Here is a 22,154-nt window from a genome sequence, read left to right as displayed (position 1 = left end):
CAGGGCCGAAGGCCCGACTACCGAGCGAAGAGCAGCGCTCGCTTGACTTCCTGAATTGCCTTCGTCACCTGGATGCCGCGGGGGCACGCGTCGGTGCAGTTGAACGTGGTGCGGCAACGCCACACGCCGTCCTTGTCGTTCAGGATGTCGAGACGCTCGGAAGCGGCCTCGTCACGGCTGTCGAAGATGAACCGGTGTGCGTTCACGATGGCAGCGGGACCGAAGTAGCTGCCGTCGCTCCAGTACACGGGGCACGACGTGGTGCAGCATGCGCAGAGGATGCACTTGGTCGTGTCGTCGAAACGAGCACGGTCGTGCTGGCTCTGGATGCGCTCACGAGTGGGCTCGTTGCCACTGGTGATGAGGAACGGCTTCACGGCGCGGAATGCGTCGAAGAAGGGCTCCATGTCGACAACCAGGTCCTTCTCTACGGGCAGGCCCTTGATGGGCTCGACCGTGATGGTGACCGGCTTGCCGTCCTTGGGCAGCATGTCCTTCATCAGCAGCTTGCAGGCCAGACGGTTCACACCGTTGATCCGCATCGCGTCCGATCCACAGACACCGTGTGCGCAGCTGCGACGGAACGTGAGGGTGCCGTCGAGGTAGCCCTTCACGTACAGCAGCAGGTTGAGCAGACGGTCGGTGGGCAGTGCCGGGACCTGGAAACTGTCCCAGTGCTGGCCCTCGCCTGATTCAGGGTTCATCCGCGCGATCTTGAGAGTGACCATGACGGCCCCCTCGGGAACAGCGGGGAGTTTGGGTGCATCTACAGCAGGCGCAGACATCAGTACTTACGCTCCATCGGCTCGTAGCGGGTCTGGATCACCGGCTTGTAGTCCAGACGGATGTCGGAGAGCAGGCCGTCACCCTCCTTGTACGCCATCGTGTGCTTCATGTACTCGGCGTCGTTGCGATCCGGGAAGTCCTCGCGAGCGTGGCCGCCGCGCGATTCCTTGCGGTTGAGGGCGCCGACGACGGTGACCTCTGCCATTTCGAGGAGGAAGCCCAGCTCGATGGCCTCGAGCAGGTCGCTGTTGTAGCGCTTGCCCTTGTCCTGGACCGTGATGTGGTTGTAGCGCTCCTTGAGAGCACGCACATCCTTGAGTGCCTGGGTGAGGCGCTCTTCGGTGCGGAAGACGGAAGCGTTGTTGTCCATCGACTGCTGCAGTTCGGTACGGATGTCCGCAACGCGCTCGTGGCCGTGATCGGACAGGATGACGCCGACCCAGTCTTCGACCATCGCAGCCGGGGTTTCCGGCATGTCGACGAACTCGGTGGAGTTCGCGTACTCGGCGGCAGCGATGCCGGCGCGACGGCCGAACACGTTGATGTCGAGAAGCGAGTTGGTACCGAGACGGTTTGCACCGTGGACCGAAACGCAGGCGCATTCGCCGGCGGCGTACAGGCCCTTGACGATCTCGTCGTTGTTGCGCAGCACCTCACCGTTGATCTTGGTGGGGATACCGCCCATGACGTAGTGGCACGTCGGGTAGACGGGCACGGGCTCCTTGACGGGGTCCACGCCGAGGTAGGTGCGCGAGAACTCCATGATGTCGGGGAGCTTCTCGTCGAGAACTTCCTCGGGGATGTGGGTCACGTCGATGTAGACGTAGTCCTTGTTCGGGCCGGCGCCGCGGCCTTCGAGAACCTCGAGGACCATCGAGCGCGCCACGATGTCACGGGGAGCGAGGTCCTTGATGGTGGGGGCGTAACGCTCCATGAAGCGTTCACCGTCGGCATTACGGAGAATGCCACCTTCACCACGGACGGCTTCCGAGATCAGGATGCCGAGACCGGCGAGTCCTGTCGGGTGGAACTGGTGGAACTCCATGTCCTCGAGGGGCAGGCCCTTGCGGAAGATGATGCCCATGCCGTCACCGGTGAGGGTGTGCGCGTTGGACGTCGTCTTGTACATGCGTCCCGAGCCGCCGGTCGCGAAGACGATCGACTTGGCGTGGAAGATGTGCAGCTCGCCGGTCGAGAGCTCGTAGCAGATGACGCCGGTGGCAACCGGGCCGTCCTCGGTCTCGGTGATGGCGATGTCGAGCGCGTAGAACTCGTTGAAGAACTCGACGTCGTGCTTGACGCAGTTCTGGTAGAGCGTCTGCAGGATCATGTGACCGGTGCGGTCGGCTGCGTAACACGCACGGCGGACGGGTGCCTTGCCGTGGTCACGGGTGTGGCCACCGAATCGACGCTGGTCGATCTTGCCTTCGGGCGTGCGGTTGAACGGCAGGCCCATCTTCTCGAGGTCGAGCACCGCGTCGATGGCCTCTTTTGCCATGATCTCGACGGCGTCCTGGTCGGCGAGGTAGTCGCCGCCCTTGACGGTGTCGAAGGTGTGCCACTCCCAGTTGTCTTCCTCCACGTTCGCCAGTGCGGCACACATGCCGCCCTGGGCCGCGCCGGTGTGGCTGCGGGTGGGGTAGAGCTTGGTCAGTACGGCCGTGCGGGCACGGGGGCCGGCTTCGATCGCCGCACGCATGCCTGCGCCACCGGCGCCGACGATGACCACGTCATAACGATGTTCCTGCATGAAGTCTGTGCTCCCCTAGCTCGCCGAGATATTGGGGTCGAAGGTGAAGATGACGTACGTGCCCAGGCCCATGATCAGGATCATCGAGAGAACGAGGATCGTGGTCAGCCAGAAGCGCGTGGAGTCCTTGCGGGAGTAGTCCGCGATGACCGTGCGCAGACCGTTACCGCCGTGCAGCTGTGCCAGCCACAACATCGTCAGATCCCAGAACTGCCAGAACGGGCTGGACCAGCGACCTGCGACGAATGCGAAGTTCAAACGGTGAACGCCACCGTCGAGCATCAGCATGATGAACATGTGGCCCAGGACCAGAACGATCAGGGCGACGCCGGAGAAGCGCATGAACAGCCATGCGTACAACTCGAAGTTGTTCCGAGCCTTCGCGCGCGGGGACCGCGGGTTGTCCAGGCTTGCGGGACGGTCGTATGAGGTGCCCAAGCTCTTGGCTTCGGGTCCGTGAGTAGTCGCCATGTCAGTGCTCCGCAAACATGTTGATGAGGATGCGTCCGGCGCCCGGGATCATCACCAGGAACCAGATCGTCAGAATGGTCCAGAGCATGACGCGCTGGTACTTCGGGCCCTTCGACCAGAAGTCCACCAACATCACGCGCACGCCGTTGAGGGCGTGGTAGAGGACTACGCCGACGAGGCCGATCTCCATGAGGCCGACGACGGGGTTCTTGTACGTGTCGATGACGGCGTCGTACGTATCGGGATTGACCCGGACGAGTGCCGTATCGAGAACGTGTACGAATAGGAAGAAGAAAGTAGCGACGCCTGTGATCCGGTGTAGAACCCAGGACCACATTCCGGGGTCGCCCCGGTAAAGCGACCTCGTGCGCTCCTTCTGAGGAGCGGCTTCAGTCGTAGTACTCATCGAGTGCTGTGCCTCCAACGTCATTGGTGGACGCGTCGAGCCTGCAGAGAGCTTCGATGTACCTCAGCCCGGGCTCGACGGGATCCTGAACCGACTTGACTCAGACTCTAAACCTATGTGAAACCGGGAACTAATCAGATGCGGGATTCGTACGCGTACCAAACTCTTTGTAAGGTTTGCCTTTCCAATCTCTGCGAGACGGTTACGGCGTGGTTTCTGCATCCATTCAGTCAGCGTGATTGGATAACGAACCATGGGTGACATCGACTGGAAGTTGTTGCGGCACAACGCGCAAGTGGTCATGCGGAGGGCATACGCACCGTACTCGGGGTATGCGGTGGGTGCAGCTGCCCTGGTAGACGATGGCCGAATCGTCTCAGGATGCAATGTGGAAAATGTCTCATACGGTTTGAGCCTGTGCGCCGAGTGTGGACTCGTCGGTAACTTGGCGGCCTCCGGGGGTGGGCGGCTGGTGGCCTTCACGTGCTGCGACGCGAAGGGGTCGATTCTGATGCCTTGCGGCCGGTGTAGACAGCTTCTTCTCGAACACGGCGGGGGTGAGATGCTGGTCGACACGAGCAGTGGTTTCAGGCCGCTGAGCGAACTGTTGCCCGATGCTTTCGGGCCGGAACAAGCAGAAGGGCTCCGCCATGTTTGACGCAGTTTCCATCATCGGCGCCAAGCGTGACGGTCGCGAGCTGTCGGGAACCGAGATCGACTGGATAGTTCAGGCGTTCACGCAGGGGGTCGTCGGCGATGAACAGATGTCGGCGCTCGCGATGGCGATCTATTTCCGCGGAATGTCGCGGGCGGAGACCGGTCGATGGACCGAGGCGATGATCGAATCCGGCGGGAGGATGGACTTTTCGGACTTGCCGCTGCCCACCGTCGACAAGCATTCGACCGGTGGCGTGGGGGACAAGATCACCCTTCCGCTCGCGCCCCTCGTCGCTGCGTGTGGTCTTGCAGTCCCGCAGTTGTCGGGACGCGGACTCGGTCATACCGGTGGAACTCTCGACAAGCTCGAATCCATTCCGGGTTGGCGAGCCGACCTCACGGCGACGGAGATGGTCGACATTCTCGCGGACCCGAAAATCGGCGCCGTGATCTGTGCTGCCGGAGCGAACCTGGCCCCCGCCGACAAGAAGCTCTACGCGCTGCGCGACGTGACGGGAACGGTGGAATCCATTCCGCTGATCGCAAGTTCGATCATGAGCAAGAAGATTGCCGAGGGAACCGGCGCCCTGGTGCTCGACGTCAAAGTCGGTTCCGGAGCATTCATGAAGGACCTCGGCGACGCGCGAGAGTTGGCGCGCACGATGGTCGAGCTGGGCAACGACGCCGGCGTGCGTACCAGTGCTCTCATCACCGGGATGGACACCCCGCTGGGATTGACAGCGGGCAACGCTCTCGAGGTACGTGAATCCGTCGAGGTGCTGGCCGGCGGCGGGCCCTCGGACGTCGTCGAGCTGACCCTGGTCCTGGCTCGGGAGATGCTGTCCGCGGCTGGGATCGACGGGATCGACCCAGCAGACAAACTGGCCGACGGCACGGCCATGGACCGATGGCGCGCGATGATCGCCGCCCAAGGTGGGGACCCGCACGCAGCACTGCCGGTGGCCAGGCACAGCGACGTCGTCACCGCGGACCGAGACGGCGTCCTGACTCGACTCGACGCCATGGCGGTGGGCGTCGCAGCCTGGAAACTGGGAGCCGGACGCGAACGACAGGGTGAAGCCGTGCAGGCCGGTGCCGGCGTCGAGCTGCACGCAAAGCCTGGCGACGCGGTCCGCGCCGGACAGAAGCTGATGACACTGCATACCGACACACCTGAGAGATTCGACGCTGCGCGTCGAAGCCTCGGCGGTGGCTGGTCGATCGGGACGGAATCCGACACCGTTGCGCGCCCGCTGCTCATCGAGCGAATTGTGGGTGATTCGCGTTAGCGTTGGCGAATGAACGCACCGGAGTTGACCACGATCCGCAGCGCACCCAAAGTTCTACTCCACGACCACCTCGACGGAGGACTCCGGCCCGAGACAGTTCTCGAACTGGCCGAGCAGTGTGGTTACGACGGACTGCCGGCGAATTCGGCATCCGAACTGGCGCAATGGTTCCGGACTGCCGCCGACAGCGGATCGCTCGAGCTCTACCTCGAGACTTTCGCGCATACCGTCGCCGTGATGCAGACCCCGGAAGGGCTTGCACGGGTAGCGCGTGAGTGTGCCGAGGACCTGGCCGACGACAACGTCGTCTACGCCGAAATCCGTTTTGCGCCCGAGCAGCACCTGGAACAGGGCCTGACCTTGGACGAGGTCGTCGAGCACGTGCTCGAAGGTTTCCGAGCCGGCGAATCCGCGGCCAGGGTCGCGGGACGGGAGATCCGAATCGGGTGTCTCCTGACGGCGATGAGGCATGCCGCCCGGTCACGAGAGATCGCCGAACTCGCCGTACGATTCCGGGACCGCAGGGTGGTCGGTTTCGACATCGCCGGTGCCGAGGCCGGAAACCCGCCGAGCCGCCACCTCGACGCATTCGAATACATGCGTGATGCAAACGCTCACTTCACGATCCACGCGGGCGAAGCCTTCGGATTGCCGTCGATCCACGAAGCAATCGCCTTCTGCGGAGCGGACCGGTTGGGCCACGGCGTGCGGATCGTCGACGACATCGACGTGAACGGCCGAGATGGGGCAGAGTTGGGTCGACTCGCGAACTACGTCCGTGACATGCGCATTCCCCTCGAACTGTGTCCGAGTTCGAACGTGCAGACCGGAGCCGTGGCTGCGCTGGCCGACCATCCGTTCGGACTGTTGGCGGACTTGCGCTTCCGCGTGACCGTCAACACCGACAACAGACTGATGAGCGACACCACCATGAGTCGGGAAATGGCAGCGCTGGTCGAGACCTTCGGTTACGGCTGGACCGATCTGGAACGCTTCACCATCAACGCGATGAAGTCGGCCTTCATCCCGTTCGACGAGCGCCTAGCGTTGATCGACGACGTGATCAAGCCGGGCTACGCCGTGCTCATCGGCTAGAGGCCGGTCACCGGTCTACTCGGGCCGCAGCCGAGCCTCGAACTCGCGCTCGAGTTCGCGCCAGGTCTCGGACTCCTTGGTGAACGGTGCGCTCGGAGCCATCCGCGACGGATCGGGGTTGAGGAGGTAAGAGACGTACCAGCCCAGCTCGTTCGATGCGGACAGAATTTCCTCGGTGGAGTCGTCGTCGGCGAAATCAGCTGCATCGGTGAACAATTCGACGGCGAGTTCCAGTTGCTCGGCGTCGACGACGTCGGGGCCCTGGGCGAGGTCGTCGGCGATGCCGGGCAGAACGTAGACGTTCTCGTCCGTGACTTCGATTTCGAGAGAACCGTCGACGGCAGCATTCTGAATTTCGCCGTACGTGCTGACCTGCGAGAGATCGTGTTCGTGGTTGTCGGCGAGGTACCGAGCGAGTGCGCGCTCGCTACGGAAGACGGTGATCAGTCCGTCCTTGCCGAGGAAGATCGCCTGATCACCCATGTAGCAGCGCAGAGTGTAGAACGTCTCGGCCGAGGTGATGATGCGGATCGGGTCGACGCCGACCTCGCCCCAGAAAGTCTCGACGTCGTCTTCGTCCTCGTCGAGGTCGTCTTCGTCGAATTCCTCGTCCTCGCCCTCTTCGGCGACATCGTCGGCATCGACGGTGTTCTCGGCGGCAGCGAGCAGTTCGGCTTCGGCGACCGCCACGGCAGCTGCATCGACCTTCGGGGAGGTGACCACCTTGTCGATGGCGTCGAGCACGGCGTCCCAGTCCTTGACGATCGCAGCGCCGACCTGATCCCACAGCTCGAGGCCTTCGCGGCCTTCGAAGGTGCCGGCTCCGGTGGCAAGTGCTCCGAGTACCGGATGGCCGCTGAAGAAGCGGATGACTGCGTCGAGTTCGCACACCTCACCGATGTTGCGAGCCATGTTCAGGGTGTCTTCGAGTTCCGAGACCACCAGTGCCTCAGGGTCGCCTGCGGCCAGTTCGGGCACGCCGACGAAGTCGAAGGTGAAGTTCTCCTCCGGTTCGAGCTCGGCTGCCGACAGTCCGGAAACGACGGCCCACGCCGGATGCTCGACCAGATCGTTGTCGGAATCCGTTCGGATGAAGGCCGCGAGTTCTGCGACGGAGGAGAACCCGTACAGGTCTTCCTCATGGCCGAGAAACGCTTCCCACTCGTCGTCGCCCTCGCGCCAGCGGGGAGCCCACAAAGTGACGAGGTCTCCGTCGGTGAGTCCGATTTCGATAGGGACGATGTCTCCAGCCATGGGCGGAAGCCTATCCACCGCAGAGCGAAAGGCATAGCGGGGGTTCGTCACGTTTGTTTCAGTGCCACCCGGAGCTCACTGACCAGTCGCTCTCGTTGGTCGTTGGACTGTTGAACTGCCTGGTGAATGGTTGCCACCGTCAGTGCGGCCACCGTGCGAGAATTCATCGCGGTGATTGCGTCGGTTACCCGTAGGTCGACCAGAGCGCCCAGCCCGTCGACAGTTGCCGTGACTATCCCACCCTCGCTCGAGACGACTACCCGCAGAGCGTTGACCCCGTCGACGGCGTCCTGCAAGAGTCCGGTCCGGTGTTTCGCCAACTCCATGATTCGATCCATCTCGTTCACAGCGAACGCATCCAGCTCGACGGAAGGCTCTGATCCTCGGCGGCGTCGACATCGGCCAGTTCGTCTCGGGTCGCGAGACCGAGTCGATCGAGAATCGCCGCCGGAACGCCGGTCGCCTCGAGCTCCACACGATGGAGGGCGCCGGCTTCGACGGCCGCTTTCGAGCACAGCGTGAGTATCTGTTGCGCCAACCGTTCCCCGCCGTACCGCAGTTCGTCCTGGCTGATCCGCAGGTCCACGGGAACGGCGTGCTCCGTGGCGCGGACTGCGATGGTTCCAGATCGGTTGACGGCGACGGCTGTGATGATCGGCGGTGATTCACGCATGTTCTCGGACATGTTTCCTGTCATTCCGTCGGACGGTAGAAGCCGTGAAAGCCCATGCCGCTGTTCGTGGTTCGGATGGCGCTTACCTCGACGGGATCGCCGGCCTCGATCATCTGGCCGCCGCCGATCACCATCGCGACGTGACCGTCCCAGACCGCGAGGTCGCCCGGCATCAGATTGTTCTGATCGATCTGGTTCCCGATTCCCTGTTCCTGTGCCAACCTCGGAATGTCGACTCCGGCCTGGCCGTACGCCCATTGCGTCAACCCGCTGCAGTCCAGGCCGACTCCGGGTGTCGTCCCTCCCCAGGCGTAGGGGACACCCTGTTGAGTGAGTGCGTTGCGTACGGCGGCAGCGGCCTCGGCGTTCGGTGCGGTGGCTGTCGATCCGTCGGGAAGTTCAACCTCTACTCCGCCTGTGGAACCGGAGCCACCTGTGGCACCGGAAACACCTGTGGCACCGGAACCACTCGCAGAACCGGATGCGCCAGGCGCGGGTTCGGGTATCGGGACGGGTGGGATCAGCGCGGACATCTTCTCGGTCGACCCGGACAGCTCACCGCGTACCCGCTCGATTACCGATACCGCGCGTCCGAGGTGCTCCAACGCGGCCGACAGCAACATCAATTGCCCTGTCGGCGTCATGAGCGTCGGTCCGGCCTTGATCGCGAGGGTCAGAAAGGACTGAAGAATCTCACCGAGTTCGGTCATTCCCGCGGACACCGATGTTGTCGCTTCGTCCACGACACCGGCGATGTCGCTCCCACGATCGGCGAGATTTCGCGTCGACGCCTGCGTCTGCTCGGTTGTGGTCACCGCCGCAGTGAGTGCAGTCGACGAACTCTGCGAGGACGCGAGTTCGCTCAGAGCAGCGCTTCCCAATCGGTATGCGATCTCGAGGACGTCCGAAGCGATTCGGATACCGGCGTCGGGTCCACCGGCGCTGGGAACACCGGTCCCGACGGTGTCGACCAAATCGATGATCGGTCGTGCGAGAGCGTCGACGTCGATCATGAGCGTCCAGCCTCAGCGAGAGTCGTTCGTACCGATTCCTCGGAGTCGAGATAGGTGGCGTGGGCGTCGCGGGTGGCCGACTGGACACTGGAAATCACAGCGGACAGTCGATCGATGTCGTCGATGTGCGCTTGTTGTGCCCGGCCCGCGACACCGATGAAGTCGCTGCCGATCAGCCCCAGAACAGCGGCCAGAGCCCGGTGATCGCCGCCCGCCGCGTCCTGTCGCGCTTGGGCGACGTTGTCGGCCACAGTGCCCAACCGCGCAGCGAACTCCGCGATGCTTTCGGTGTCCAGATCCAGATTTGTCAACTTGTCGTCCCCCCGTTGCGCTTACTCCTTCTTGGACGCCGCGCGGGGTGCCCCGGTTCCCGAGGAACTATTCTGATGGTCATGCAAACGCACGTAGTCGACCATCCGCTCGCGGCGGCCCTCTTGACCACAATGCGTGACGCACGCAGTGAGAACGCGACTTTTCGTTCCGCACTTCGTAGGCTCACGCACATGCTGGTCTACGAGGCCATGCGTGACGCGGAGGTCGAGGAGTTCCCGGTCGACACCCCGGTAGCTGCGACGACGGGCATCCGGCTCGCGAAGCCGCCGTTGCTCGTCCCCGTGCTGCGGGCCGGTCTGGGGATGGTCGAACAGGCGAGTGCGCTGATTCCGTCGGCCGGCGTCGGCTTCGTCGGAATGGCACGAGACGAAGAGACGCATCAGCCGGTTCCGTACCTCGAATCCTTGCCGGCGGATCTGTCCGGTATCCCCGTGTTCGTGCTCGATCCGATGCTCGCCACCGGTGGTTCGATGGTGCACACCATCGACTTGCTGGTTGCGCGTGGCGCGACCGATGTCACGGCAGTGTGCGTTGTGGCCGCTCCGGCCGGCGTCGACGCGTTGGCAGCGTCCGGCCACCCGGTCCGTCTGGTCATCGCGAGCATCGACGACGGACTCGACGAGAACGCTTTCATCGTCCCCGGTCTCGGTGACGCCGGCGATCGGCAGTTCGGACCCCGCTAGAGCGAAAGGGCGAAGGTTCGGAGTTCGGCCAGCCGGGCCTTCGCCGCCTCGTGGGCGGTCGCGAGGTCGCCGCGGTTCGCGACCGGGACGACAACTTCGAGATAACACTTGAGCTTGGGCTCGGTTCCGGACGGTCGAACGACCACGCGGATCGACGGTCCGTCGAACATCACTGCGTCGGTGCGCATACCGCCGCGAACTTCGGCCAAGTCCTCGATCGTGACCGGCTCGCCCGCGAGTCGGCCAGGCGGATCGGCGCGTAGTCGTTTCATCATGTCCGCGATGTCGCTCGAATCCTCGACGCGGCGGGACACTTGGTCCCCGCGATGCAGTCCGAATTCGACGGCATAGTCGTCCAGCACGTCCAACAGGGTTCGGTTGCTGTTCGTGAGGGTGGCAGCCAAGTCGGCCACCAGTACGGCAGCCGAGATTCCGTCCTTGTCTCGCACCACATCCGGATCGACGCAGTGCCCGATTGCTTCCTCGTAGGCGTAAACCAGTCCGTCGCCGGCGCGCGTGAGCCACTTGAACCCGGTGAGTGTCTGCGCAAACCTCGCTCCGCGAGCTTTCGCCAACTTCGAGAGCAGAGTCGAGGAGACGATCGTCGTCGCCACCAACGAATCTTCGGGCGCCGTGCTCAGCACGTGGTCGGCCAGGAGCACCCCGGTCTCGTCGCCGCGCAACATGCGCCACTGATCACCGTCGCGAACTCCGACGGCGCAGCGGTCGGCATCCGGGTCGAGTGCGATCGCCAGATCAGCGTCGACTCTTCGGGCCAGTGCGAGCAGGCGGTCGGCCGCGCCGGGCTCTTCGGGGTTGGGGAAGTCGACGGTCGGGAACGTGGGGTCGGGATCGAACTGCTCCGCCACGACGTGCAGGTCCTCGAATCCTGCTGCTCGCAGAGCTGATATCGCAGTTTCGCCGCCGACGCCATGCATCGCCGTGAGCGCAATTCGGGCCGAGCGGGAGCTACCGTGGGGAAGGGTCGCGACGCGGGCGATGTATGCCTCGACCAGCGATTCGTCAGCTGGAATCACCGAGACTCGAGGGACGTCGGCAGCACCACCGACGCGGGCGATCTCGCTCTCGATTTCACGATCGGCGGGGGAGACGAGTTGCGCCCCACCCGACAGGTACACCTTGTAGCCGTTGTCGGCGGCAGGATTGTGGGAGGCGGTGATCTGGATACCTGCCGCTGCCCCGAGCCTGCGCACCGCGAACGCCACAAGAGGCGTCGGCAGTGGGCGGGGGAGCAGGGTCACCTCGAACCCGGCCGCCGCCATGACCTCGGCGGCAGCGAGAGCGAATTCCTCGGAACCGCGCCGGGCGTCGCGGCCGACGACGATGCGGGACCCGCCCTGGCAGCGAGCTGTCAGCCAGGCCGCCAGACCGGCCGTGGTTCGGATGACGACCGCGAGGTTCATGCCGTTGGGGCCGCCGCGCACTGGCCCGCGGAGGCCAGCAGTGCCGAACGCCAGTGGTGCGGAAAATCGTTCGGCCAGTTCATGTTCCGAGAGTGCTGCTAGTTCGGCGCGAGTGACGGGGTCCGGATCGGCGTCGATCCACTCGGTGACGTTCTGTGGTGTCACAGCTGTTCGACCAGTTGGCGCAGCAGCACTCCCATCCGGGCCGCCGATGCTTTGCCTGCCGCCAGCACTTCCTGGTGATCGAGCGGGGCGCCCGTGATTCCGGCGGCCAGATTGGTGACCATCGAGATGCCGAGCACCCGGGCGCCGAGCGCGCGGGCCGCGATGGTCTCGTGAACCGTCGACATGCCGACCAGATCGGCGCCGAGCGTACGAAGCATTCGAATCTCGGCCGGAGTCTCGTAGTGCGGTCCGGGAAGGCCGGCGTAGACGCCCTCGGCAAGGCCCGGGTCGATCGAGCGAGCCAGCGCGCGCAGCTCGGGCGAGTAGGCGTCGACCAGGTCGACGAACTCCGCGCCGACGAGGGGGGAGCGGGCCGTCAGATTCAGGTGGTCACTGATCAGCACCGGTTGCCCCACTGCGTAGTCCTCGCGGATACCGCCGGCCGCATTGGTGAGAATGACCGTGTCGGCGCCGGCCGCAATGGCTGTCCGGACCGGGTGGACGACGGTGGCGAGATCGTGACCCTCGTACGCATGCGCGCGCCCGAGCAGCAGCAGGACTTCTGTGTTTGCGACGCGCACCGAACGAATGGTGCCCGCATGGCCGAGGGCGGACGGTGGGGCGAACCCAGGCAGATCCGCCATCGAGACTTCAGCTGTCACGTCCGCACCGGCGTCACCGAAGACGTCTGCGGCATCGGTCCACCCCGACCCGAGCACGATGGCGACTGACGGTGACGAAGAGCCAGTCATGGCGGACAGAGCAGCGGCGGCGGCCTCGGCGATCGTTCCCATGTGAGCAACCCTACTGAGGAGTCGGGTCGGTTCGCCGGGTGAGTTGGCGGGCGTTACTCTCCCATCCATGCCTTATCTCGAACGCGACGGCGACGTATTCATCCTGTACCTCGGCAACGAGGGCGAAACGGACAACGAGAACCGCTTCGGTCCCGAGTGGATCGACGCTGTTCACAGCAAGTTGGACGAGGTCGAAGCGCACGAGGGGCCGGCGGCCCTGGTAACGACGGCGACGGGCAAGTTCTACACGAACGGCCTGGACACGACGTGGATCTTCGGCAATCTCGACGGTCTGCCCGGTTACCTCGACAAGGTCCACACCATCTACAGCCGTTTGCTGACCTTCCCGATGGCCACGGTCGCGGCCGTGCAGGGGCACGCATTCGGCGCCGGTGCGATGCTCGCCTCCTCGCACGACTTCCAGATCATGCGCGCGGACCGCGGCTTCTACTGCCTCCCCGAGGTCGGACTGAACATGCCGTTCACAGTCGGGATGTCCGCGCTGTTGAACAGTCGTCTGCCCAAGCAGACGGCAGTCGACGCCATGACGACAGGGCGTCGCTTCGGCGGTGCCGACGCGCTCGCTGCCGGCATCGTGCAGGAAACGGTCGACGGCGAGGGAGTGCTCGCCGCAGCAGTGGCCAAGGCGTCCGCACTGACGTCGACTCACGGCAAGAACTTGGCGGGAATCAAGGCAGGCATCCACCGCGATGCTCTTGCGGACCTCGCTCAGGTGACTGACAAGAGCAACTTCTCCTTCGGGTGAGACAATGATCGCGTGAACCAGAATGTCGACAGCGCAGTCAGGTCCGTAGAGGCCGATCTGATTGCGCTGTCGCATTCGATTCACAGCGACCCGGAACTCGCCTTCGAGGAGTTTCGCAGCGCTGCCAAAGTGTCGGACCTGCTGGCGCAGCACGGTTTCGCGGTCACCGACGGGATCGTCGACCTGCCGACGGCCTTCGATGCCACCTACGGCAGCGGAGAACTGGTCATCGCGATCTGCGCCGAGTACGACGCGCTGCCCGAGATCGGTCATGCCTGTGGGCACAACATCATTGCCGCCGCCGCGGTCGGGGCCGGCATCGCGTTGGCTACCGTCGCCGATGAACTGGGGATCACCGTCCGAGTGATCGGTACTCCGGCGGAGGAAACCGGTGGCGGCAAGGTCCTGATGCTCGAGCGTGGTGCATTCGACGGCGTCGGCGCGGCCATGATGGTTCACCCCGGACCGATCGACATCATCGGTGCCACCTCGCTGGCCTTGGCGGACATCGCCGTGAGCTATCACGGTCGCGAGGCGCACGCGTCTGCTGCGCCGGAATTCGGTCGCAATGCCGCCGATGCGGCGACGCTCGCGCAGGTGGCGGTCGGTCTGTTGCGTCAGCACCTGCAGCCAGGTCAGCAGATTCACGGAATCGTCAGTGACGGCGGCACGGCTCCCAACATCGTTCCGGCTCGGTCCGAATTGCTCTACTACCTGCGTGCCGAAACGGCCGCGTCGTTGGCCAATCTGTCCGAGCGTGCCGACGCCTGCTTCGCATCTGGAGCGCTCGGCACCGGGTGCGCCCACGAAATCCGCACGGTATCGCCTACTTACACCGAGTTGACCCCCGACCCGTGGCTGGCTGCGGCGTACCGTGAACAGATCGTCGATCTCGGACGGGTGCCACTGGCAGCGGAATGGGAGCGCTCCCGTCCACTGGGTAGTACGGATATGGGTAATGTGACCAATGTGATTCCGGGAATTCACCCGGTCATAGGCTTGGATTCATCGGGGGCAGTGACACATCAGCCGGAGTTCGCGGCTGCGTGTATCACCTCCTCCGCAGATCGAGCGGTAGTCGACGGTGCAATTGCGTTGGCCCGCACTGCTGTCCGGGTAGCGTCCGATCCAGAACAACGCGCCCGTCTGTTGGAAGGGGTAGATCGCCGGTGAACGCGGCAATCGATACGTGGATTCACGCGCACACCGACGACCTCGTCGCGTGGCGTCGACACATCCATGCCAACCCGGAGTTGGCTCGCCGCGAGTACGCGACCACCGAATTCGTCGCCACCCGCCTCACTGCCGCTGGGCTGTCACCGAAGATCCTTCCCGGTGGCACCGGTCTCACGTGCGACATCGGACCGGATGGTCCACGAATCGCACTTCGCGCCGACATGGACGCTCTGCCTATGCAGGAGGCGACCGGAGCGACGTACTCGTCCACGGTCCCCGGTGTGTCCCATGCCTGCGGCCACGACGCCCACACCACCATCCTGCTCGGCGCCGGATTGGCTCTGGCCACGTTGCCCGAACTTCCCGTCGGGGTTCGGCTGATCTTTCAGCCCGCCGAGGAAGTCATGCCGGGCGGCGCACTCGACGTCATCGCCGCGGGTGCGCTCGACGGCGTGTCCAGAATCTTTGCTCTGCACTGCGATCCGCGACTGGAGGCAGGCCAGGTAGGCATGCGTCTGGGCGCGATCACCTCGGCTGCCGACACGATCGAGGTCGTCCTCGATTCTCCGGGTGGGCACACGTCGAGGCCGCACCTGACCACGGATCTCATCTACGCACTCGGCACAGTCGTGACCGGGCTGCCGGGAATGCTCAGCCGCCGTATCGATCCGCGCACCGGCACCGTCATGGTGTGGGGCGCGGTCAGTGCAGGTCAGGCGCCCAACGCGATTCCGCAGACCGGCATGATGACGGGCACGGTCCGTACGGGCGATCACGACACGTGGGAGTTGCTCGAACCGCTCGTGGAAGAAATCGTCCACGGACTGCTCGCACCCACCGGAGTTCGCTACCAACTCAACTATCGTCGCGGAGTGCCACCGGTCGTCAACGACGAGGTGTCCACTCGGATGTTCGAGGACGCCATCGCGACCGTCGGACAGGATGCTTTGGCCGACACCCCGCAATCCGGTGGTGGCGAAGACTTTTCGTGGTACCTCGAGACTGTGCCGGGTGCCATGGCGCGGCTCGGTGTGTGGTCTGGTGAAGGCGATCAGCTCGACATCCACCAACCCACGTTCGATCTCGACGAGCGTGCACTCGGCGTCGGTGTGAAGGTTCTGACGAGCCTGGTTCTGGGATAGTTCCGGTTCCCGTCGGGGGTACCGTTTTTCGTGTCGTTCGAGTGAAGGTACGGGCATGTCCATAGGTGTGGGAGTGCGAATCGGCACATTGGTGTCGACGGCTGTCGTTGCGTCGAACGATCCGGGTTCGGCTGATCCGGTGGTATTGGTCAGGGACACGATCCTCAATCAACGCAAGGATGGAACGACGGTGCTCGGCGGCACCGAGCAACTGGGCGCCGGCCGTGAGTTCGCCGAGAGCTGGTCAGGCTTTGTCGGCCGCGTCGGGGACCCGAGCGGCGTCGCTGGAACGGCCGATACTCGTTACCGCGCCGAGGATTTGGTGGCGACCTCGATTCGCTGTCTGTTGCAGGAATGCGAACCGCTGCCCGATCGTGGTGGGCGGAGCGGGGGAGCCCCCGACATCGTCGCCACGTACCCGTCGCGCTGGGACTCGTCCACTGCTGCCCTCATGAAGGACTCCCTGGTCTACGCGGGCCTCGAACGGGTCACACTCGTCTCGGATGCCGAGGCTGTGTCGGCGTGGTTCGAGTCGGAAATCGCAGCGCTCGCCGGCACGCTCATCGGCATTTATCACGTAGACGACACCGGGGCAGCAGTCACGCTGGTGCGTTCTGGTGTCGCGGCCGGCCGCGCGTTCGGCTTTGCGGGCGACGGGAGTTCGCCGAGTTCACGCCTCGCGACGGCACTGGGTGCATTCGGTTGGATGCCGGAGAACCTGGACGCCGTCGTCGTCACCGGTGACGGGGAGCCGGCGACAGACAAAGCAGCCATGATGTCCATAGCTGCCGGTATCGCCGAAAAGCTCGGTGTCCGATGTGAACTCGGTCCAGGACCCGAGCAGTCCGCCGCGCTGGGGGCCGCGATCCTCGCTGCCGGATTCACCTCGACGTCGCACACGATCGTGCCGATCGGCTTGCCGCCTTCACACGACGTCACCGAGGTGTTCGACACCCTGGGACGCGAGAAGGTGGCGGCTGAAACCGTAGCCGGGGTGGCAACAGCCGAGCCGGAAACTGCAGTTGTCTCAGGCGAATCGGAGTCGCGCGGTTCGAAGCGTATTCTCGTCGGCCTGACGATTGTGGTCGTACTCGCAGCACTGGCAGTACTCGCGTATTTCCTGCTGCTGTGAGCAGGCGAGCGCTCTAGTCGGTCACTCCGTTACCCGGACCGACGTTGCGGCTGTTTCGCGTCCGCAACTCTCGTACATACTCGGCCGGCGCTCCGGCGATTTCGGCCGCGTCGGCCATAACGCCGATGTAGCGGGCCGACGGTAGTCCACCTTCGTACGCGTCCATGACGTAGAGCCACGCAAGTACCGCGTCGCCCGCCGTGTCGACCCGCACTCGGATCTTGCGGTGCAGTCCCAGTTCGGCACCTTCCCAGCGGTCCAGACTCACTTCGTCCTCTTCCGGGACGTCGTAGAGGACCACGAAAACACTGGAGTCGGGGTCTTCGACCACGGTGGCGAGAGCCCCCTCCCAGCCGAGGTCCTCGCCGCTGAAGGTCAGGCGCCAGCCTCGCAGCCACCCTGTCCCGGACATGGGCGAGTGTGGGCAGCGCAACAACATCTGCTCGGGATGCATGTTGGAACCGTAGGCGGCATAAATCGACACGGGCACAAGCCTAAACCGTGGTCCGAGGGTGTGGCGAAGCGGACCACCGGACGCAAGTAATCTGGTACAAGCACTGCGCGACACGTGGTGCTCGAATAGCGTGACACTGGTCGACGGGAGACCCCTGCCGGCCACGCGAGGACTTGGAGGACACATGACCCGGATCGTGATCATCGGTGGCGGACCCGCCGGCTACGAGGCGGCACTGGTAGCCGCGCAGCACGGGGCCACGGTCACCCTGGTCGATTCGGACGGCGTCGGCGGTGCGTGTGTGCTGTTCGACTGTGTTCCGTCGAAGACATTCATCGCGTCCACCGGAATCCGCACCGACATGCGTCGTGCATCCGACCTCGGCATCACTCTGGACCCGGAGCAGGCTTCGGTGTCACTGCCGAAGATCCACTCCCGAGTCAAGAGTCTCGCGTTGTCCCAGTCCTCGGACATTCGCGCACGATTGCAGACGGTGGGCGTCGAGGTTCTCTCCGGCACCGCCGAACTGACCGATCCGCTCCTCGGCATGGCAGCACACCAGGTTCGCGCGACACTCGGAAGCGGCGAGCAGAAGACCATCGACGCAGACGTCGTGTTGATCGCCACCGGCGCCAGCCCCCGCATCATCCCGGGAGCCGAGCCCGACGGTGAGCGAATCATGACGTGGCGTCAGCTCTACGACTTGGACGAGCTGCCCGAGCACCTGGTTGTGGTCGGTTCCGGTGTCACCGGTGCCGAGTTCGTCTCCGCGTACACCGAGATGGGCGTCAAGGTCACGCTCGTGTCCAGCCGTGACCGTGTTCTGCCCGGCGAGGATGCCGATGCGGCGCTCGTGCTCGAGGACGCCCTCGCCGAGCGCGGTGTCACTCTCGTCAAGCACGCCCGTGCAGACGCCGTCGAGCGCACCGAGAAGGGCATCGTCGTCAAGCTCTCCGACGGCCGCACGGTCGAAGGAAGCCACGCCTTGATGACCGTCGGTTCCGTCCCCAACACCAACGGTCTCGGCCTGGAGCGGGTCGGCATCGAGTTGGACAAGGGTGGGTACCTGCGTGTCGACAGGGTCTCGCGCACCACGGTTTCCGGTATCTACGCCGCCGGTGACTGCACCGGACTGCTCCCGCTCGCGTCGGTGGCTGCGATGCAGGGACGCATCGCGATGTACCACGCACTCGGTGAAGGCGTCAGCCCGATCAAGTTGAAGACCGTCGCGTCGGCCGTCTTCACGCGCCCGGAAATTGCAACGGTGGGTGTTTCGCAGGCAGCGATCGACAACGGAGAGGTGCCCGCTCGCACCGTCATGTTGCCACTCAACACCAACCCGCGCGCCAAGATGTCCGGTTTGCGCCGCGGTTTCGTGAAGATCTTCTGCCGCCCGGCTACCGGCGTGGTCATCGGCGGTGTCGTGGTCGCACCCACCGCTTCGGAACTGATCTTGCCGATCGCGATCGCCGTACAGAACAACCTGACGGTCAACGACCTGGCTCAGACGTTCTCGGTGTACCCGTCGCTGACCGGATCGATCACCGAGGCTGCTCGTCAGCTCATGCGGCACGACGACCTGGACTGATAGCAGACCAGAGTATTCTTACAATGTGAGATCTTCGTTTCACATACTGAAGCATTGGTGAGATAGTCGAGATGCCGACCGAATCAAGGGTCGGTATCTCGGCGCTCTCCCGCCCCGTTGACCCAGGACGGCTCAGGGGTTTTCCTCTGACCCTTCATTCTGCGTGCCTGGGAGCTTCACATGACACACGCCGCGCTGTCCGCTCGTATGGACGGACTCCGTAGTTCTGCAATTCGCGATCTGCTCACCCTGACTGCCCGGTCCGACGTCATCAGCTTGGCCGGCGGACTGCCCGACACCGATTTCATTCCGCGGGAACGAATCTCGAAGGCAGCCCACGACGCACTCGGTGACCCGTCGTCCGTTCAATACGGCGAGACGTCCGGCTTGCGGCGCCTCCGTGAGGTGATCGCCGAGCGCGAATCCTCCAAGATCGGGCGGGCACTCGACGTGTCCGAAGTTGTGATCACCCACGGTTCTCAGCAAGGTTTGAGCTTGCTCGCGCAGGTCCTCCTCGACGCCGGTGACGTCGTGGTCGTGGAGGAGCCGGCGTATACCGGTGCGCTGCAGGTTTTTCGAACGGCGCAGGCTCGTCTCGTTCCGGTCCAGCTGGACGAGGACGGGATGGACACCACCGCACTCGAAGCGAAACTCGACGCCGGTCTTCGACCCAAAGTTGTTCACACCGTCAGTAATTTCCACAATCCGCGGGGCGCGGTGCTCTCGGCGCAGCGCCGAACGCACCTGGCTGCCCTGGCCGACCGATATGGATTTTGGGTTCTCGAGGACGACCCGTACGGCGAACTGTACTTCGGCGAGCAACCGCCCGCGCCGCTGGCGGCGCTGTCGGACAGGGTGATTCGGCTGTCCAGTGCCTCCAAGGTATTGGCGCCGGCGCTGCGAGTCGGCTGGCTGCACGGTGACCGGAAGGTCTGCGAAGCGGTCGAACTGATCAAGCAGGGCGCTGACCTGTGCGGTTCTTCCCTCACTCAGCAGATCACCGCAGATCTCTTCTCGGACCTCGAGTGGTTCGAAACGCACCTCGACATGCTCCGCGAGGGATACGGCGCCAGAGCCAAGGCCTTGGTTGCCGCTGCCGAGGCAGAATTGGGTGGCCTGGCACGCTTTTCCGAGGTCCGCGGCGGCATGTTCTGCTGGATGGATTTCCTCGGCGACGTCGACACCACCGAACTCCTGGGGGTCGCGCTGGAGCACGGCGTGGCATTTGTCCCGGGCACGGCCTTCGCGGTCGAGGCGGACCTCCGTCGAAGCGCTCGATTGTGTTTCGCGACGTATCCCGAGGCCGTGCTGATCGATGCAGTGGGCAGGCTCCGGGACAGTGTCACCTCAGGTACAGCCTGACCTTGTCGATAGTGTTGCGGAGCAGATCGATTTCCGCGCCGGACGGCGGGGTGGTGACAGTGACGTGGTCGGCGACGGCCAGATCCCATCCCGTCGACTCTCGCACCTGATCGACCGAGACGCCTTCGTGGACACTGGTCAGCTCCAACTCGCCGCCGGGGCCCTGGTGTGTCAGGACACCGAGGTTGGTGAACACCTTGGTCACTCCTGCACCTGCCGGCATGATGCCCTTTCCGCTGGCGAAGGCGCGAGCGGGGCTTGGTGAGGTGCAGAAGTCGAGCTCGGCGGGGAAGGAACTGAGGTCGTGGCGGCGCATCACTACGAAGATCTCGGCGGCGTTCGCGATGATCTCGACTGCCCCTCCCGCTCCGGGAAGTCTGACCGTCGGGTTCTTCCAGTCCCCGATGAAGCTTGTGTTCAGACTTCCCGTTCGATCGATTTGAGCGGCCCCGAGAAATCCGACGTCGACGTTGCCGCCTTGTAGGACATAACCGAAGAGCGCGGCCATACTGAGCACGGATTCGGCACCGGAGACCACGACGGAGTCGGCGATACCTTCGGCCATGGCCGAAGGATGCGCGCCGCACACTCCGGATTCGTAGATCAGTTCGACGTCCGGATTCGACGTGTGCCGCGCGAGATCGACTGCGAGCGTGGGGAGTCCGACTCCGGCGAAAACCCGGCGCTTACCCGCCAACTCGCGTGCCGCGACGGCGACGATCGTTTCGGTCGAGGTGGTGTTACTGCTGACAATCGTGGTGGTCATAGTCTGCTCCCGTAGTCGACAGGTGTGGAGAGTTTTGATCCGACCTCGAGATCCGACCAGTAGTCTGCTCCGAGCTTGGCGAGATATTCATCGTGATCGCCAAGTGCGTACACCCATTCGTCGAGCCAATTTCTCAGCAGCGAAGGATCTTTGGAAATCTCGGTCCAGCGTCGGTAGAAGCCGCAGTCGCGGTCGTAGTATCCCTGTGCGTACGACGGGTGCGCGCCGCGCGGGCAGACCACAACTGCGTCGACTGCGTGCGAGGGAATCAGAGTTCGGCTCGGGTCTGACCTGATGACCTCGTCGTCGACCAGTTCTTCGACAACGACGATCGCCTTCTTCGCGGCGTACACGGCTTCCTGCTGCACCCCGGCGATGCCCCAGATCTGCGCGTTCCCGGACGAGTCCGCTCGCTGTGCGCCGATGATCGTCACATCCGGATTCAGGGGCGGCACAACGTAGACGCTCCCGCCGCCGTACGGATCCTCGACGAGTCGCAGTTGTGGGTTGAGCGCGGGTAGATCGCTACCGGCGTACGACCGCAGCGGGAAGAAGGGGAGCCTGGCGGCTCCCGCCTGATACCGGCACACCATGCCGTAGTGGCTGTATTCCTCGACTGCGAGGGGGAGCGGGTCCTGGTTCTCGATGCGTCTGCGTAACTCGTACAGGGAACCTGCGGAGCCGCTGGCGAAGAACGAGGCAACCAGCTTTCGGACGCAGCCGGCGGCGACGAGTTGATCGGAAACGATGTCCGGCGTCATCCGGCAGAGCGTGAGGTCCTTCCTGCCTTGCCGGATGATCTCGTGCGCCGCCGCAAAAGGAATGAGATGCGAAAATCCCTCCAGCGCAACGGTCATCCCGTCTTCGACGTATCGGCCGATGGCCTCTGTCATCGAGAGGGTCTTGTCCACGGGTGTACCTCTTCTTGTTCTCTCGCGCACTCGGTCGGTTTCGGAAACTTGACATGTTCGGCCG

General features: G+C 64.2%; 24 protein-coding genes. 10 read left to right on the top strand and 14 right to left on the bottom strand.

Annotation, left to right across the window (positions count from 1 at the left end; all coding sequences use genetic code 11):
- Positions 1-17 precede the first annotated feature (17 nt).
- The 4 genes from I7X09_RS03660 to sdhC are packed head-to-tail and all read right to left on the bottom strand — an operon-like array spanning position 18 to position 3,344.
- Complete coding sequence (locus tag I7X09_RS03660; protein WP_003940925.1) at positions 18-785, bottom strand: succinate dehydrogenase iron-sulfur subunit; 768 nt, start codon at positions 783-785, stop codon at positions 18-20.
- Positions 785-2,536, bottom strand: a complete 1,752-nt coding sequence (gene sdhA, locus I7X09_RS03655) for a succinate dehydrogenase flavoprotein subunit (RefSeq protein ID WP_003941011.1) — start codon at positions 2,534-2,536, stop codon at positions 785-787. The genes I7X09_RS03660 and sdhA overlap by 1 nt, the downstream gene beginning before the upstream one ends.
- A gap of 15 nt (positions 2,537-2,551) precedes the next feature.
- The gene (locus I7X09_RS03650) at positions 2,552-3,007 is read right to left on the bottom strand and encodes a succinate dehydrogenase hydrophobic membrane anchor subunit (protein WP_003940699.1); all 456 of its coding nucleotides are present in this window, start codon (positions 3,005-3,007) and stop codon (positions 2,552-2,554) included.
- A 1-nt stretch (position 3,008) separates the two neighbouring features.
- The gene (gene sdhC, locus I7X09_RS03645; protein ID WP_325100626.1) at positions 3,009-3,344 is read right to left on the bottom strand and encodes a succinate dehydrogenase, cytochrome b556 subunit; all 336 of its coding nucleotides are present in this window, start codon (positions 3,342-3,344) and stop codon (positions 3,009-3,011) included.
- Positions 3,345-3,666: 322 nt separating this feature from the next.
- Between sdhC and I7X09_RS03640 the strand changes: the two genes are divergently transcribed.
- Genes I7X09_RS03640 through I7X09_RS03630 form a run of 3 tightly spaced genes read left to right on the top strand, consistent with a single transcriptional unit; the run spans position 3,667 to position 6,454 of the window.
- Positions 3,667-4,071, top strand: coding sequence for a cytidine deaminase (locus tag I7X09_RS03640; RefSeq protein WP_095969016.1), 405 nt, complete (start codon positions 3,667-3,669; stop codon positions 4,069-4,071).
- Positions 4,064-5,359, top strand: coding sequence for a thymidine phosphorylase (locus I7X09_RS03635; RefSeq protein WP_095969017.1), 1,296 nt, complete (start codon positions 4,064-4,066; stop codon positions 5,357-5,359). The genes I7X09_RS03640 and I7X09_RS03635 overlap by 8 nt, the downstream gene beginning before the upstream one ends.
- Positions 5,360-5,368: 9 nt before the next feature.
- The gene (locus tag I7X09_RS03630; protein ID WP_200315615.1) at positions 5,369-6,454 is read left to right on the top strand and encodes an adenosine deaminase; all 1,086 of its coding nucleotides are present in this window, start codon (positions 5,369-5,371) and stop codon (positions 6,452-6,454) included.
- 15 nt (positions 6,455-6,469) lie between these two features.
- Here the strand turns inward: I7X09_RS03630 and I7X09_RS03625 are convergent, their stop codons facing one another.
- Genes I7X09_RS03625 through I7X09_RS03605 form a run of 5 tightly spaced genes read right to left on the bottom strand, consistent with a single transcriptional unit; the run spans position 6,470 to position 9,705 of the window.
- The gene (locus I7X09_RS03625; RefSeq protein ID WP_200315613.1) at positions 6,470-7,708 is read right to left on the bottom strand and encodes a primosomal protein; all 1,239 of its coding nucleotides are present in this window, start codon (positions 7,706-7,708) and stop codon (positions 6,470-6,472) included.
- A 47-nt stretch (positions 7,709-7,755) separates the two neighbouring features.
- Positions 7,756-8,046, bottom strand: a complete 291-nt coding sequence (locus I7X09_RS03620) for a YbaB/EbfC family nucleoid-associated protein (protein ID WP_234036935.1) — start codon at positions 8,044-8,046, stop codon at positions 7,756-7,758.
- A 5-nt stretch (positions 8,047-8,051) separates the two neighbouring features.
- Entirely contained in the window at positions 8,052-8,405 is a 354-nt protein-coding gene (locus tag I7X09_RS03615; protein ID WP_387412440.1) for a hypothetical protein, read from the bottom strand.
- Complete coding sequence (locus tag I7X09_RS03610; protein WP_200315611.1) at positions 8,402-9,394, bottom strand: C40 family peptidase; 993 nt, start codon at positions 9,392-9,394, stop codon at positions 8,402-8,404. The genes I7X09_RS03615 and I7X09_RS03610 overlap by 4 nt, the downstream gene beginning before the upstream one ends.
- Positions 9,391-9,705, bottom strand: a complete 315-nt coding sequence (locus I7X09_RS03605; RefSeq protein WP_200315609.1) for a type VII secretion target — start codon at positions 9,703-9,705, stop codon at positions 9,391-9,393. The genes I7X09_RS03610 and I7X09_RS03605 overlap by 4 nt, the downstream gene beginning before the upstream one ends.
- Positions 9,706-9,786: 81 nt before the next feature.
- Between I7X09_RS03605 and upp the strand changes: the two genes are divergently transcribed.
- On the top strand, positions 9,787-10,410 hold the full coding sequence (gene upp, locus I7X09_RS03600) for a uracil phosphoribosyltransferase (RefSeq protein WP_007727319.1): 624 nt from the start codon (positions 9,787-9,789) through the stop codon (positions 10,408-10,410).
- On the opposite strand, the gene I7X09_RS03595 is transcribed toward upp, so the two are convergent.
- Together I7X09_RS03595 and I7X09_RS03590 are read right to left on the bottom strand one after the other, a co-directional pair.
- Positions 10,407-11,999 carry a phospho-sugar mutase gene (locus tag I7X09_RS03595; RefSeq protein ID WP_200315607.1) on the bottom strand — a complete coding sequence of 531 codons (1,593 nt, stop codon included), beginning with the start codon at positions 11,997-11,999 and terminating at the stop codon, positions 10,407-10,409. The genes upp and I7X09_RS03595 overlap by 4 nt on opposite strands.
- Positions 11,996-12,793, bottom strand: coding sequence for a purine-nucleoside phosphorylase (locus tag I7X09_RS03590; protein ID WP_200315605.1), 798 nt, complete (start codon positions 12,791-12,793; stop codon positions 11,996-11,998). Before I7X09_RS03590 ends, I7X09_RS03595 begins: the two co-directional genes overlap by 4 nt.
- Before the next feature lie 67 nt (positions 12,794-12,860).
- Here I7X09_RS03590 and I7X09_RS03585 point away from each other — a divergent pair, with 67 nt between their 5' ends.
- Genes I7X09_RS03585 through I7X09_RS03570 form a run of 4 tightly spaced genes read left to right on the top strand, consistent with a single transcriptional unit; the run spans position 12,861 to position 17,009 of the window.
- Positions 12,861-13,559 (top strand): enoyl-CoA hydratase-related protein, encoded by a 699-nt coding sequence (locus I7X09_RS03585; RefSeq protein ID WP_095969025.1) that lies wholly within the window; start codon positions 12,861-12,863, stop codon positions 13,557-13,559.
- Between the two features lie 12 nt (positions 13,560-13,571).
- A complete protein-coding gene (locus I7X09_RS03580) occupies positions 13,572-14,732 on the top strand; it encodes a M20 family metallopeptidase (RefSeq protein ID WP_200315603.1) in 1,161 nt (386 codons plus the stop codon).
- Positions 14,729-15,877: a M20 family metallopeptidase gene (locus tag I7X09_RS03575; RefSeq protein WP_124566456.1), complete on the top strand. Its 1,149-nt coding sequence runs from the start codon at positions 14,729-14,731 to the stop codon at positions 15,875-15,877. Before I7X09_RS03580 ends, I7X09_RS03575 begins: the two co-directional genes overlap by 4 nt.
- Positions 15,878-15,932: 55 nt before the next feature.
- Positions 15,933-17,009, top strand: coding sequence for a hypothetical protein (locus I7X09_RS03570; RefSeq protein ID WP_200315601.1), 1,077 nt, complete (start codon positions 15,933-15,935; stop codon positions 17,007-17,009).
- Between the two features lie 13 nt (positions 17,010-17,022).
- On the opposite strand, the gene I7X09_RS03565 is transcribed toward I7X09_RS03570, so the two are convergent.
- Positions 17,023-17,493: a gamma-glutamylcyclotransferase gene (locus tag I7X09_RS03565; RefSeq protein WP_003940753.1), complete on the bottom strand. Its 471-nt coding sequence runs from the start codon at positions 17,491-17,493 to the stop codon at positions 17,023-17,025.
- 154 nt (positions 17,494-17,647) lie between these two features.
- On the opposite strand from I7X09_RS03565, the gene I7X09_RS03560 reads away from it, so the two are divergent.
- On the top strand, positions 17,648-19,051 hold the full coding sequence (locus tag I7X09_RS03560; protein ID WP_003940987.1) for an NAD(P)H-quinone dehydrogenase: 1,404 nt from the start codon (positions 17,648-17,650) through the stop codon (positions 19,049-19,051).
- Positions 19,052-19,231: 180 nt separating this feature from the next.
- Entirely contained in the window at positions 19,232-20,413 is a 1,182-nt protein-coding gene (locus tag I7X09_RS03555) for an aminotransferase-like domain-containing protein (RefSeq protein WP_200315599.1), read from the top strand.
- Here the strand turns inward: I7X09_RS03555 and I7X09_RS03550 are convergent.
- Both I7X09_RS03550 and I7X09_RS03545 read right to left on the bottom strand, forming a co-directional pair.
- Positions 20,394-21,179 (bottom strand): CoA-transferase subunit beta, encoded by a 786-nt coding sequence (locus tag I7X09_RS03550; protein ID WP_124566454.1) that lies wholly within the window; start codon positions 21,177-21,179, stop codon positions 20,394-20,396. The two genes, I7X09_RS03555 and I7X09_RS03550, sit on opposite strands and share 20 nt — an antisense overlap.
- Positions 21,176-22,090 carry a CoA transferase subunit A gene (locus I7X09_RS03545; protein ID WP_124566453.1) on the bottom strand — a complete coding sequence of 305 codons (915 nt, stop codon included), beginning with the start codon at positions 22,088-22,090 and terminating at the stop codon, positions 21,176-21,178. Before I7X09_RS03545 ends, I7X09_RS03550 begins: the two co-directional genes overlap by 4 nt.
- Positions 22,091-22,154: the final 64 nt, after the last annotated feature.

The sequence above is a fragment of the Rhodococcus sp. P-2 genome, assembly GCF_016598535.1.
Lineage (GTDB): Bacteria > Actinomycetota > Actinomycetes > Mycobacteriales > Mycobacteriaceae > Rhodococcus_F > Rhodococcus_F baikonurensis.
The sequence above is the reverse complement of the archived record's forward strand: the minus strand, read 5'-3'. Positions and strand labels throughout refer to the sequence as shown.

Bases quoted from the DNA above. Each gene is read 5' to 3' on its own strand.
- upp (WP_007727319.1), top strand. From the start codon at position 9,787: ATGCAAACGCACGTAGTCGACCATCCGCTCGCGGCGGCCCTCTTGACC.
- I7X09_RS03615 (WP_387412440.1), bottom strand. From the start codon at position 8,405: ATGACAGGAAACATGTCCGAGAACATGCGTGAATCACCGCCGATCATC.
- I7X09_RS03590 (WP_200315605.1), bottom strand. From the start codon at position 12,793: ATGGGAACGATCGCCGAGGCCGCCGCCGCTGCTCTGTCCGCCATGACT.
- sdhC (WP_325100626.1), bottom strand. From the start codon at position 3,344: ATGTGGTCCTGGGTTCTACACCGGATCACAGGCGTCGCTACTTTCTTC.
- I7X09_RS03560 (WP_003940987.1), top strand. From the start codon at position 17,648: ATGACCCGGATCGTGATCATCGGTGGCGGACCCGCCGGCTACGAGGCG.
- sdhA (WP_003941011.1), bottom strand. From the start codon at position 2,536: ATGCAGGAACATCGTTATGACGTGGTCATCGTCGGCGCCGGTGGCGCA.
- I7X09_RS03635 (WP_095969017.1), top strand. From the start codon at position 4,064: ATGTTTGACGCAGTTTCCATCATCGGCGCCAAGCGTGACGGTCGCGAG.
- I7X09_RS03630 (WP_200315615.1), top strand. From the start codon at position 5,369: ATGAACGCACCGGAGTTGACCACGATCCGCAGCGCACCCAAAGTTCTA.
- I7X09_RS03660 (WP_003940925.1), bottom strand. From the start codon at position 785: ATGTCTGCGCCTGCTGTAGATGCACCCAAACTCCCCGCTGTTCCCGAG.
- I7X09_RS03550 (WP_124566454.1), bottom strand. From the start codon at position 21,179: ATGACCACCACGATTGTCAGCAGTAACACCACCTCGACCGAAACGATC.
- I7X09_RS03625 (WP_200315613.1), bottom strand. From the start codon at position 7,708: ATGGCTGGAGACATCGTCCCTATCGAAATCGGACTCACCGACGGAGAC.
- I7X09_RS03570 (WP_200315601.1), top strand. From the start codon at position 15,933: ATGTCCATAGGTGTGGGAGTGCGAATCGGCACATTGGTGTCGACGGCT.
- I7X09_RS03650 (WP_003940699.1), bottom strand. From the start codon at position 3,007: ATGGCGACTACTCACGGACCCGAAGCCAAGAGCTTGGGCACCTCATAC.
- I7X09_RS03585 (WP_095969025.1), top strand. From the start codon at position 12,861: ATGCCTTATCTCGAACGCGACGGCGACGTATTCATCCTGTACCTCGGC.
- I7X09_RS03640 (WP_095969016.1), top strand. From the start codon at position 3,667: ATGGGTGACATCGACTGGAAGTTGTTGCGGCACAACGCGCAAGTGGTC.
- I7X09_RS03610 (WP_200315611.1), bottom strand. From the start codon at position 9,394: ATGATCGACGTCGACGCTCTCGCACGACCGATCATCGATTTGGTCGAC.
- I7X09_RS03620 (WP_234036935.1), bottom strand. From the start codon at position 8,046: ATGGATCGAATCATGGAGTTGGCGAAACACCGGACCGGACTCTTGCAG.
- I7X09_RS03555 (WP_200315599.1), top strand. From the start codon at position 19,232: ATGACACACGCCGCGCTGTCCGCTCGTATGGACGGACTCCGTAGTTCT.